Annotated in this window: 11 protein-coding genes; all 11 read left to right on the forward strand. The window is 33.3% G+C overall.

The window, feature by feature from the left end:
- Positions 1-61: 61 nt before the first annotated feature.
- The 11 genes from manA to CCC31_RS07665 all read left to right on the forward strand — a co-directional run bounded on the left by manA (position 62) and on the right by CCC31_RS07665 (position 13,127).
- Complete coding sequence (gene manA / locus CCC31_RS07615) at positions 62-988, forward strand: mannose-6-phosphate isomerase, class I (RefSeq protein WP_290850689.1); 927 nt, start codon at positions 62-64, stop codon at positions 986-988.
- A gap of 25 nt (positions 989-1,013) precedes the next feature.
- Entirely contained in the window at positions 1,014-2,972 is a 1,959-nt protein-coding gene (locus tag CCC31_RS07620; protein WP_117910697.1) for a BglG family transcription antiterminator, read from the forward strand.
- A gap of 214 nt (positions 2,973-3,186) precedes the next feature.
- A complete protein-coding gene (locus tag CCC31_RS07625) occupies positions 3,187-3,630 on the forward strand; it encodes a PTS sugar transporter subunit IIA (protein ID WP_243003082.1) in 444 nt (147 codons plus the stop codon).
- Between the two features lie 29 nt (positions 3,631-3,659).
- Entirely contained in the window at positions 3,660-4,739 is a 1,080-nt protein-coding gene (locus tag CCC31_RS07630; protein ID WP_117910698.1) for a fructose-specific PTS transporter subunit EIIC, read from the forward strand.
- A gap of 90 nt (positions 4,740-4,829) precedes the next feature.
- Positions 4,830-5,138 (forward strand): PTS fructose-like transporter subunit IIB, encoded by a 309-nt coding sequence (locus CCC31_RS07635; RefSeq protein WP_117910699.1) that lies wholly within the window; start codon positions 4,830-4,832, stop codon positions 5,136-5,138.
- A 275-nt stretch (positions 5,139-5,413) separates the two neighbouring features.
- Positions 5,414-5,677 carry an HPr family phosphocarrier protein gene (locus tag CCC31_RS07640; RefSeq protein ID WP_117910700.1) on the forward strand — a complete coding sequence of 88 codons (264 nt, stop codon included), beginning with the start codon at positions 5,414-5,416 and terminating at the stop codon, positions 5,675-5,677.
- 22 nt (positions 5,678-5,699) lie between these two features.
- Positions 5,700-7,394 (forward strand): phosphoenolpyruvate--protein phosphotransferase, encoded by a 1,695-nt coding sequence (gene ptsP / locus CCC31_RS07645; RefSeq protein WP_290850696.1) that lies wholly within the window; start codon positions 5,700-5,702, stop codon positions 7,392-7,394.
- Between the two features lie 272 nt (positions 7,395-7,666).
- Positions 7,667-8,503, forward strand: coding sequence for a Cof-type HAD-IIB family hydrolase (locus tag CCC31_RS07650; protein ID WP_290850698.1), 837 nt, complete (start codon positions 7,667-7,669; stop codon positions 8,501-8,503).
- Between the two features lie 58 nt (positions 8,504-8,561).
- Positions 8,562-9,326 carry a DeoR/GlpR family DNA-binding transcription regulator gene (locus CCC31_RS07655; protein ID WP_117910703.1) on the forward strand — a complete coding sequence of 255 codons (765 nt, stop codon included), beginning with the start codon at positions 8,562-8,564 and terminating at the stop codon, positions 9,324-9,326.
- Positions 9,327-9,711: 385 nt separating this feature from the next.
- A complete protein-coding gene (locus CCC31_RS07660; RefSeq protein ID WP_290850700.1) occupies positions 9,712-12,066 on the forward strand; it encodes a formate C-acetyltransferase/glycerol dehydratase family glycyl radical enzyme in 2,355 nt (784 codons plus the stop codon).
- Between the two features lie 149 nt (positions 12,067-12,215).
- Complete coding sequence (locus CCC31_RS07665) at positions 12,216-13,127, forward strand: glycyl-radical enzyme activating protein (protein WP_117910705.1); 912 nt, start codon at positions 12,216-12,218, stop codon at positions 13,125-13,127.
- The last annotated feature ends 46 nt before the right edge of the window (positions 13,128-13,173 follow it).

Raw genomic sequence — 13,173 nt, forward strand, 5'->3', positions numbered from 1 at the left:
AATAAAATAAACACTTAATTAGTGTATGTATACATAAATAGGAAATTGAAAGGAGCATAATATGGAAATATTATTTTTAAATCCAGTATTCAAAGAAGCTATATGGGGTGGCAAATTATTAAAAGAATTTGGTTACGAACAGGCGACAGATAAGACGGGTGAGTGTTGGGGAATTAGCGCACACAAGTCAGGTGATTGTACTATTGCAAATGGTGAGTTTGAAGGCAAAACTTTATCATGGGTTTATGAAAATCACAGAGAATTATTTGGAAACATTCAGGATAACATATTTCCATTATTAGTAAAAATAATAGGTGCAGAAGACGATTTAAGCATTCAGGTTCATCCAAATGATGAATATGCAGCGGTTCATGAAAATGGCTCACTTGGAAAAACAGAGTGCTGGTATATTTTAGACTGTAAAGAAGATGCAAATATCGTTATCGGACATCATGCAAAAGACAAAAAAGAACTTGCAGACATGATTCACGAGGGCAGATGGAATGAATTAATTAGAACAATACCTATTAAGAAAGGGGATTTCTTCCAGATTAATCCAGGTTGTCTTCATGCTATTAAAGGTGGAACACTTTTAATTGAAACACAGCAAAGCAGTGATATTACTTACAGAGTTTACGATTATGACAGATTAAGTAATGGAAAGCCTAGAGAATTACACGTACAGCAGAGTATTGACTGTATTGAGGCACCACATCATGATTATGATGGGAAAATTACAGTTGAAAATGAAGGAGATTTGACAAAGACAACTCTTGTTAAATGTGATTTCTATACTCTTGAAAAGTGGGATGTTGCAGGTAAATATAAATTTACGATGGACAAACCGTTTATGAATGTCAGCGTTATTAACGGTGAAGGTGAAATAAACGGAAGCAAAATTACAAAAGGTGACCATTTTATTATTCCTTCAGGAATAGGCGAATGCAAAATATCAGGAGACTTAACAGTAATGGCTTCATATTTGTAATGTTGCCATGTAGGAGAGGGTAATTATGTTATCAGAAAGAGGAATGCAAATAGTTGAAAAACTAGTTGAAAACAATGCAAAGCCGGTAACATCAAAAGTTTTAGCATTAGGTCTAGGTGTGTCTGAGAGAAGTGTAAAAACTTATATAAAAGAAGTTTCAGATTTTTGTGATGAAAATGGAATGAAACTTGAACGAAAACCGGGAATAGGATTTGTTGCAAATTTCACAGACGAACAGATAGCTCAGATTGAAGATATGAAAAAGGACAAGAGAACAGTCTTGTCGAAGAATCAGAGAATGAGCTATATAATGTTTATTCTTTTAAGCGGATGGGATACTTATACATTAGCACTTTTTTCAGATGAGCTAAACGTAAGCAAAAAAGTTATAAGTGATGATATTGACTGTGTTGCGGAACGTTTACAGAAACATAACATAACTGTAAACAGAGTAGCAGGGCATGGTGTATTTGTTACGGGAGATGAATTTTCAATAAGAAAAGCATTAAAAAAATATTGCGTATTTCCTATTGGAAATCATAAAATTACAAAACCAATTGATTACAGGTTGTCAGTACTTGATGAAAGTATTTGTGTAAATAATTTTGGACGAGACAATTTTGAAAGAGCGATACAAACTGTAGAGGCAATAGAAAAAGAATATAATATTGTTTATACGGATTACTCATTTAAAGCGTGTGTGAAATATTTATGCATTCAGCTTTTAAGAGTAAGAATGGGACATCTGCTAAAGGAAAATATAGCTGAATGTGAAGAATATATTAATGAAGAAATCACAAATAAAGCTGTTGAAGAATTAGAGAAAATAGGCAAAATCGAATTAAATGATGTTGAAAAGCATTATGTGGATATTATATTTGCTTCTGCAGCAATGCAAAGAGCAGAAGTAGAATTTGAGCAGTTTCATAATGAAGGTTTTTATGATTTAAGCGATAAAGTATGCGATGAAATGCTTGAATATATGTCTGAAATTTTAAATATTGATTTTATGGAAAATGATTTGCTTGTTAATAGCCTGAAGGCATTTCTTCCAGCTTCATTCATTAGAACAAAATATGGAATAGAGATAGCAAATCCATTTTTATATGATGTAAAAGAAATGTATTCAGGAATATTTGCAACAACATTTACATTATCTAAATTTTATGAAAAATATTGTCACGCATCACCAACGGAGCATGAAATGTCATTCTTAGCTTTGTATTTTGGTGGAGCAATGCATAGAAATCAAAAAAATGTAAAGGCTATCTTAATAGGAACAAGTGGCGTGGCAGCTGCAAGCATTGTTGCCGGTAAAATAGAAGATAAAATAGAAGAAGTAAAGATTGTTTCGATTTTATCATCAGAAAAGATAGCAGAAATTGATGAATACGAATTTGACATTGTTTTGTCAATGCTTCCGGGATTTGAATATGAAGATAAGGTTGTAAATATATCACCTCTTGTAAGTAATAATGATATAAAGAAAATCAAGGATGCCTGCTTTGAATATATGACAAATTCAATTGCAGACAATTATGAATTATATTCAGTAATAGATAGAAAATATATAAGTGTTGTAAGTAAAAAAATGACAAAGGCAGAAATTTTGAAAGCTGCAAGCGACAAGTTGGTAGAAGATGGATATGTTACTGAGGACTTTTATTCAGATGTAATGCAGAGAGAAGAAATCAGTTCTACTGCCATTGGAAACAAAACAGCAATCCCGCATGGAAAATCTAAAAATGTATTAAAACCAATAGTATATATTATTAAGGTTAATTATGAGATTGACTGGGGAGAAGATAATGTAGATATTATTTTCCTTTTGGCACTTAATTTCGACAATATTAATACAACAAAAATGTTCTTTGCAGATCTGTCAAGATTTTTGAACTCTGAAAGTAAAATTCAGAGAATCAGAAAAAGCAATAATGAAATGGAAATTGAGAAGAGCATTATGTCAGATTTGCACTGGAGTTAGGGCAAAAAATGACTAGAGAATCACAAAAAGTAAAATTGTTGTAATGCCTATAAATAAAGGGCTACAAGAAAAACGTTTCACATAAGAGATACAGAAAAATTGCACTAGGAATAGTGCAATTTTCTGTTTTGTGGGGCGTTGAAAACAAGAAACGAAATTAGTAAAATTAATGTTGTAAGAAAGGTAATAATTTTATTTAAGGAGGTACAAGAAGTTGGCTAAAGACTTAATGAGCAAAGAGATTGTAATGTTCGACGTAGACGCGAAAGACAGAGACGAAGTAATTAATTTAATCGCTGATGCAATGGACAAGGACGGAAGACTTATTGACAAGGAAGGATATGTTGCAGACGTAATGAAAAGAGAAGCAGGTTCAAGTACAGCAGTTGGATTTTCTGTTGCAACACCTCATTCTAAATCAGTACATGTAAAAGAACCTTCATTGGCATTTGTAAGACTTAGTCATCCAATGAAATGGGACGACTCAGAAGAAGTTGAGTTAGTGTTCCAGATTGGTGTTCCGTCTCCGGGACAGGGAGACAGACATCTTGAAATTCTTGCAGGCTTATTTAGAAAAGTAATGCATGACGATTTCAGAGAAAAATTATTTAGTGCAAAAACTGCAGATGAAGTAATTGAATTAATCGGTGCAGTTTAAGAGAAAACATAATAAGAAAGGACAATATTATGAAAGATTTAGTTGATATTTTGAAAAACACGAGACAGCATCTTATGAATGGTGTTTCACACATGATTCCGGTTGTAGTTTCCGGTGGTATTTTATTTGCTATTGCAGCAATGTTATCTATGAATTCAGTACAGACAAGTGCTTCAGTTTCATCAGCAGGTTTAGCTGGTTTCTTAAGCAACGTTGGTGGTGTTGGTTTAGGACTTATGGTTCCTGTACTTTCAGCTTATATTGCAGCATCTATTGCAGATAGACCTGGTATTGCACCTGGTATTATTGGTGGACAGTTAGCAGTAAATGTTGGAGCAGGATTTATCGGTGGTATTATTACAGGTTTAGTTGCAGGTATTGCAGCACATTACTTAAAGAAAATTCCACTTCCAAAATCAATCCAGTCATTAAAGGCAATCTTTATTGTTCCATTACTTGCAACATTGATTACAGGATTTGTTATTGTAGTATTAGTAGGAAACCCTTGTGCAGCACTTCTTAAGTTCTTAGAAGGATGGTTAGGAGATATGACAGGTAGTGCAGCTATCTTAGTAGGTGCAATTACAGGTGCAATGATTGCATTTGACCTTGGTGGACCACTTAATAAGGTTGCTTATTCAACAGGTGCAGCTTTAGTAGGTACAACAGTAGCAGCTGGAGATAATTGTTCATTTATGGGACCTATCGGTCTTGCAATTTGTATTCCTCCAATTGGAGCAGGTGTTGCATCATTAGTATTAAAGAAGAAATTCTCACAGGCAGAAAGAGATGCAGGTATTGGTGCAATCGCAATGGGATGTTGTGGTATTACAGAAGGTGCTATTTCTTACACAACAGCTGACCCGGTTAGAATGATTCCTATTAATATGGTTTCATGTGCAATCGCAGGTGCAATCGCAGGTGCTCTTGGAGTATATGACAATGCAGCTTGGGGCGGACTTGTAGTTCTTCCAGTAACATCAATAGCAACATATTTTTTATGTACAGTAATTGGTGTAGCGATTTATGTAGCACTTTGTGCAATATTCAAGAAAGATTATGTAGAAAAAGAAGAAGTTGTCGAAGATATCGATATTTCATTCGAATAATATAATAATTAATTAGTGAATGATAAGAAGCCACAAAGATAATTGGTTGTGGCTTCTATAAAATAAAATCTAAGAAAGTGAGTGAGTGATATGAAATTTTTAGCAGTTACAGCATGCCCTTCAGGGGTTGCACATACTTATATGGCAGCAGAAGCTATTCAGCAGGCTTGTGAAAAAGCAGGTGTTGAATGTAAAGTTGAAACACAGGGCTCAATTGGTATTGAAAATGAAATAACAGCAGCTGATATTGCAACAGCAGACGCAGTTATTCTTACAACAGATATGCCAATTAAGAACGTAGAACGTTTTGACAATCTTAAAAAAGTTAAAATCGGTGTTGGCCCGGCTATTAAGCAGGCAGACGCAATTGTAGAAAAAATGATATCAATGCTTAAATAAATTCCCGAAAAAGAACGGATTATTTAGTCAAAATAAAACCTTATAAATTATTACCATAGGGGATTGAAGATTTGAAGGGTACACAGTAAGCGTAGAATCAAAATGGGCAGACATGCAAAATGCCTGCCCGTTTTAAACTGAAAATAGTAGTAGTATTAGTATTTGTGAAAGAAAAATATAAAATTTAAATAGAACAATGTGGATTTGGAAATAATACAAAAGATTGTATTGATGTATATATTAAGATTTATTTAGAAATTAAGGAGGAAAAAGAAATGGTAAGTAGAACAGTTAAAATTGAAAACGCAGAAGGATTACACATGAGACCGGCAGGAGTTGTAGCAAAGGAAATGGGCAAATTTGTATGTGACGTAACAATCGTATTTGGAGATAAGAGAATTAATGCTAAGAGCTTAATTAACATTATTTCAGCATGTATTAAATGTGGTTCAGAAGTTACATTTGAATGTGATGGAGAAGACGAAGCAGCAGCTATGGCTAAGATTGAAGAATTAGAATCACAGAACTTTGGTGAATAAGATTAGATTGTGAGGAATGCTTATGTATAAAGGTATTGCAGGTTCTGAAGGAATCGGAATCGGAAAAGTAGTGTTAATTGAAGAACATGATTTAACAGTTGAAAAGAAAAGCGTTACAGATACAGATGCAGAATTAAAAAGATTACAGGATGCTATTGAAAAATTTGTTTCAATAACAAATGAAATGGCAGACAAGATGGCAAAGACTGTTGGAGAACAGGATGCTGATATTTTAAGAGGTCATATTATTATGCTTCAGGATCCAATGATTGAAGAACAGATTTCAGCATTGATGATAAGCGAGAAGATTTCAGCAGAAATGGCATTAGAACAGGTACTTGACCAGACAGCAGAAATGTTTGCAGCAGTTCCTGATGAATTAATTCAGCAGAGAGCAACAGATTTAATGGATATTAAGTCACGTATGCTTAAGATTTTGATGGGTATTGAAGAAGTTGATATTTCACAGGTACCTGAAAATACTGTATTAGTTGCAAGAGATTTAACACCATCTATGACAGCAGGAATTAATCCGGCTAACATTGCAGGAATTTTAACAGAAGTAGGTGGAAGAACATCTCACTCAGCAATTCTTGCAAGAGCAATGGAAATACCTGCGGTATTAAGTATTGAAGGAATTTGTGGAATTGTTAAAAATGGAGATACAGTAGTTCTTGATGGAAGCAAGGGAGAAGCAATTGTTAATCCTGATGAAGCAACAGTTAAAGAATTTGAAAAGAAATTTGCTGATTATGCAGCAGAAAAAGAATTGTTAAAAGCATACAAGGGTAAACCATCTCAAACAAAAGACGGCGTTAAGGTTGAATTAGTTTCAAATATTGGTAAGCCTGAAGATGCAGATAAAGTTGTTGAATGCGACGGCGAAGGAATTGGTCTTTTCAGAACAGAATTTTTATTTATGGATAGAGATAGTGTTCCAACAGAAGAAGAACAGTTTGAAGCATACAAGAAAGTTGCTGAGACAATGAAAGGAAAACCTGTAATTATTAGAACGCTTGATATAGGTGGAGATAAGGCAATCCCTTACTTAGGATTAGAAACAGAAGAAAATCCATTCTTAGGATTTAGAGCAATTCGTTTCTGCTTAAAGAGAAGAGATATCTACGAAGTACAGTTGAGAGCACTTCTTAGAGCAAGTGCATTTGGAGATATCAAGATAATGGTTCCACTTGTAACAGGAGTAGATGAACTTCGTGCAGTTAAGGTGATTCTTGAAGATATTAAGCGTCAGTTAGATAAAGATGGAATTGCTTACAATAAAGATGTTAAAGTCGGTGTAATGATGGAAACACCTGCAGCATGTATGATGGCAGATGCACTTGCTAAGGAAGCAGATTTCTTTAGTATTGGAACTAATGATTTGACAGGTTATACAATGGCTGTTGATAGAGGAAATGCGAAAGTTGCATACCTTTACTCAACATATAATCCGGCAGTTCTTCGTGCAATCAAGAGAATTATTGAATGTGGTAAAGCAGAAGGAATTATGGTTGGAATGTGTGGTGAAGCAGCAGCTGATCCGAAACTTATACCATTGTTGTTAGCATTTGGCTTAGATGAATTCAGTGTAAGTGCTACAAGCGTATTAAAAACAAGAAAGACAATCTCAGATTGCAACATAGATGAATGTAAAGCATTAGCTGAAAAAGTAATGAAATGTGTAACAGAAGAAGAAGTATTAGAATTATTAAAGTAAAATTTTAATAAAAGGCTATGAATAAATAGCCGGAATTAATTATAAAAACTCTCGTTTGATTATTCATTCGAGAGTTTTTTATAACAGAGAATAAAAGATAAATTGGTAGTGTATACAATTAAATGCCGGTTATAACCATAAATTTAATTGTAGAAAATAATAAGTTTATATAGTATTATGTGGTTGTATGTGTCGGAAAAGATGCATACAGGATTTGGAGACGAGTGTATGTCTCTAATTAAAATGGACAAATCAATCAAGAGGAGAAAGAAATGAGTATTAAATTAATTGCATTTGATGTTGATGGAACTTTTGTAGGAGATGATCATTTAACGATTAATGAAAAAAATATCGAAGCTATGAAAATGGCACATGAACAGGAAATAAAAGTTGTTATGTCGACAGGTAGAACACAATCAATTTCACAAAAAGAAATAGATGATGTTGGATGCGTTGACTATATGGTGTTATCAAATGGTGCAATTGTAGTTGATGGTACAACAAACGAAGTTATTAAAGGAAATTATATTAGCAAAGAAGCGGGAAAGAAAATATTAAAAATATTAGTTGATCACAATGCAGTATTTCAAATTTATGCAGGACAGGAAGCTTATGTTAATAAATATTCATATGACAATTTCCTCAATACTGAAGGATTACCGGAAGTATTTTTGGTTGAATATAGAAAAAGAATGAAATTAACAAAAGATTTACAGGAAGTAGTTGATAATGTTCCAATTGAAAAGTTTAATGTAGATTATGTTGATACAAAGGTAGTTCAGGAAATAATGGATGCCTTAAGTAAAATACCTAATCTTGTATATACTGCAGGATTTGTAGGAAACATCGAAATAACAGGGACGGGTGCCGATAAAGGAAACGGACTTGCATGGCTTTCTGACAAATTAGGAATAAAAGCAGAGGAAGTAATGGCATTTGGAGATTCAGGAAATGATGTGACAATGCTTAAGTGGGCAGGAGAGTCATATGCACTTGTAAACGGAAATGAAAAAGCAAAATCAGCTGCAAAGCATATAACAAAATCGGACAATAATGCGGGTGGAGTTGGAGAGATAATTTTTGAAAACTTGACAAAAAATGTAAAATAATCAACAATATTGTATAATAAAAGGAAAATGATTTAGGGTCATATGACAGGAGGTACATATGTTAGCATCCGAAAGACATGAAAAGATTGTTGAAATTTTAAATAGAGAAGGCTCAGTGTTAGTAAAAGACTTAAGTAAAAAGTTTGATGTAACACAAGATAGTATAAGAAAAGATTTGACAATATTAGAGCGAAAAGGACTTCTCAAAAAGACTTATGGTGGTGCTGTTAAGGTAAGAACCAACATTCATGATTTGTATGTTTCGCAACGTATTGGAAAATTTACAAAAGAAAAAAATAGAATTGCCGAAAAAGCATTAAGTTTGATTGAAGAAGGAGATGTAATATTTCTTGATATATCTACAGCCAATATTGAATTAGTTAAGTTAATAGTTCAGGCAAATCTTAAGATAACAATAGTTACAAATATGATTGATGTAATGCTTACATTCACATCTCCGGTTGATACTAAACTTGTATTTTTGGGAGGAACATTAAGCAGAGGTAGAGATGGTTTTGTTGGAACACTGACAAATAATCAAATTAAAGAATTCAGATTTGATAAAGCGTTTATGGGTTCAGCAGGAGTAGATTTGGAAAAAGATTGTGTTTATACATATGCTGTTGATGATGCAATGACAAAAAAAGCAATCATGGAAGCAAGTAACAAAAGTTATGTGATGCTTGAGAACAGAAAATTTTCCATAGATGGAAATTACAGATATTCAACAGTTGGTGAATTTGAAGGATTCATTTTAGACAGCAAACCTGAAAAAGAAATAAAAGAAAATATAGAGAGATATGGAATACAGTGGTTTGCATAAACAAAAAATTGAAACAGATAAAATCTATAATTGATAAAAATTTTTAGACGTATTAATAAAAATATGTTTTAGTTAAAATTTAGTATCATAATGGATTTTATCTGTTTTTTTATATTAAAAAATATGTAAAAACGTTTCATAATAAAATCGCAGTTTGTACAGAAGAAATTTCATCATCGATAGTGCAAATTAGGGATTAAAAAACAATAACAAACAATAAAAAGTAATAACAAACAATAATAAATACATTGACATACGAGAAGGGTTATTATAGAATAAAATTACAGTGAATAACGAATAATCCTGGAAGAAATACAGAATATAACAAACAATAATAACTGGGAAAAAATAATAAATGAAAAACATATATTTGAAAGGAGTAATTATGAGCGAGTTGGTTATGAAAGAAAGAATTTCAGTTTTAAAAGATAAGATGCTTTCTGAAAAGAGATATGCGTCAATTGAGCAGGCTAAGATAATTACTGACACATATAAGCAGCATGAGGATGAACCAAGAATCATGCAGAGAGCTTATTCTTTAAAGAATTGTTTAGAGAAAATCAATATTAGTGTTGAACCTGAAGAAATGATTGTAGGTAACAGAACAGCAGGAGTTCGTTACGGAGTAGTTTTCCCGGAAAGCGGAAGTACATGGGTAAACAAGGAATTTGAAACATTACCTACACGTCCACAGGACAAATTTAATGTACATGAAGAAGACATCTCATATTTTAGAGACGTTATATATCCATACTGGCAGGGAAAATCACTCGAAGATGTTTTAAGAGCAAGATATGGAAAAGAAATAGATGAAATTGCTAAGATTGTAAAGATAAATCAGAAAGACCATGCACAGGGTCACATCAATCCTGACTGCAAAGGATGGCTTGAAAAAGGACCGGCAGGATTAAAGGCAGAAGCTGATGATCATTACAATAAAGAAACGGATGAAGAGAAGAAATTATTTTACAAGAGCGTAAGCACAGTTATGGAAGGTGTTATTAATTTCATAATGAGATATCATGATTTATGCCTTGAGAAAGCAAACGAATATCCTGAATATGTTGACAACATGAAAAAGGTTGCAGAAAACTGTAAGAATATTGCAGAAAGACCGGCACAAAATTTCCATGAAGCAAATCAGGCAATCTGGTTCTTATTTGTAATTCTTCAGATGGAATCAAATGCATCATCATTTTCACCGGGAAGAATGGACACATTTATGTATCCATATTTTAAGAAAGATATCGACGACGGTGTTATGACAGAACAGGATGCATTAGAAATAACAGAATGCTTATGGTTAAAATTTAATGAAATAGTATATATGAGAAATTCAAATAGTGCTAAGTTCTTCGCAGGTTTCCCGATTGGATTTAATATTGCAGTTGGTGGACAGGATGAGAATGGAGAACCATTTGAAAATGAACTTTCATATATTTACTTAAAAGCGCAGGAACACATTGGTCTTCCACAGCCAAATCTTTCAGTAAGATTGTGTGAAAAGACTAGTGATAAATTATTGAAGGCAGCAATCAAAGTTGTATCACTTGGAAGTGGTATGCCACAGTTCTTTAATGATAAAGCAGTTGTTCCGGCAATGATTGAAGATTTGAAGGTTGAACCTAAAGATGCAAGAAATTACGCAATCGTAGGTTGTGTTGAACTTACAACACAGGGAGATAACCTTGGATGGTCAGATGCAGCAATGTTTAACTTAAATAAAGTTCTTGAAGTAACATTAACAGGTGGTGTTGATTTACTTACAGGAAAACAGATTGCACCTGATAGAGGAAAACTTACAGAATATGAAACATTTGAAGATTTAGAAAATGCATTCAAGGCACATGTTGATTACTATATGGACAAGATGATTCTTGCATGCGAACAGGTTGAAAAAGCTCATATGGATTTACTTCCAACACCTTTCCTTTCAGCAGTAATTAATGACTGTATGGATAAAGGAATGGATGTAACAAGAGGTGGTGCGCATTACAACCTTTCAGGAATTCAGATGATTCAGGTTGCTAACTTAGCTGACAGTTTGGCAGCAGTAAAACAGTTAGTATTTGATGAAAAGAAAGTATCAAAAGAAAGATTACTTAAAGCACTTGAAACTAACTTTGAAGAAGATGAAATTTTAAGAACAATGTTACTCAACAAAGTTCCTAAATACGGAAATGATGTTGAGTGGGTAGATGAATTAGGTGCTAAATGGGCAGGATACTTTAGAGAAAGATTAAAAAATTACAAAAACTACCGTGGTGGTTTATATCACACAGGTATGTATACAGTTTCAGCTCATGTACCAATGGGAGAAAATGTAGGTGCATCACCTGATGGAAGATATGCAGGAACACCTTTAGCAGATGGAGGAATGTCACCTGTATACGGACGTGATACAAACGGACCTACAGCAGTATTGAAATCAGTTTCAAGATTAGATAAGAGCTGGACAACAAATGGTGGATTATTAAATATGAAATTCCTTCCTGAATTCTTTAAGACAGAGAATGGAATAGACAAATTTGCAAAAATGCTTCGTACATTTGTTGATTTGGAAATACCACATATTCAGTTTAATGTAGTTAGAAAAGAAGATTTACAGGCAGCTCAGAAAAATCCTGAAGCATACAGAGGATTAACAGTTCGTGTAGCAGGTTATACAGCATATTTTGTAGAATTGGCTGACGAACTTCAGAATGAAATAATTGCAAGAACAAGTTACAATGATATTTAAAATAGATGTTTAAAAATAAACAATAAAAAGGTAAAATATAAATATCAGGAAAACGTAAAGCAGACAGGTTAGACCGCCTGTTAGAATATAATTTGATATCCTAAAAATTCATCATGTATTCTTAGGACAAATGAAAAAAGGTGGAATCTATGAAAGGATATGTATTTGATTTTAAAAGATTCTCGACACACGATGGAAAAGGAATTCGAACAACCATATTTTTAAAAGGATGTACTTTAAAATGCGTATGGTGTCAGAATCCTGAGGGAATTTCAATAAAGCAGAGACCTTTGTATTTCCCTAATAAATGTATTCATTGCAACACATGTGTACACACAGCAAAGAATGGTGGTGTATACGAACATGACGGAAATATTAAATTGGATATTTCTAAAGATGAAAATTGGGAAGAAATCATAGATGCATGCCCGGCAGTTGCATTAACAATGGACTCGAGAGAGATGACAGTTGAAGAGGTAATTGAGGAAGCAAGTAAAGATGAACCTTTTTTCAAATACGGAGGTGGAGTTACGCTGTCAGGCGGAGAACCATTATTCCAACATGAATTTGCAATAGGAATACTTAAAGGGTTAAAGGAAAAGAAAATTGCAACATCAATTGAGACAGCGTTAAATGTAAAGTCGGAAGTTGTAAGAGAAGCAATAAAGTATTTAGACCATGTATTTGCAGATTGCAAAATTATTGACGAAGAACAACATAAAAAATATACAGGAGTAAGCAATGAATTAATTAAGAAAAATCTTGAAATTCTGCTTACCTCTGATTTAAGAGATGAAGTAGTTATCAGAACTCCATTAATTCCGGGAATTACCACTAATGAAGAAAATATTGCCCAAATTGCAAAGTTTATTAGTGGTATTTATCCGGATGTGCATTATGAATTGCTGAATTATAATCCATTAGCGGAAGCAAAATATGACATGGTAGACATGAAGTTTTGCTATGAAGATAATCCACCAATGTATAAAGACAGCGAAATGAGAGCATTTGGAAAGATAGCGACTGATAATGGAATCAAAAATCTGATTCTGGAGATTTAAATAAAACTAAGGCAACTATGATATTTGCGAAAGCAAATACCCTAAA

The organism is Eubacterium sp. LMAG:50 (assembly GCF_008680265.1).
Taxonomy (GTDB): Bacteria; Bacillota; Clostridia; order Lachnospirales; family Lachnospiraceae; genus Eubacterium_U; species Eubacterium_U album.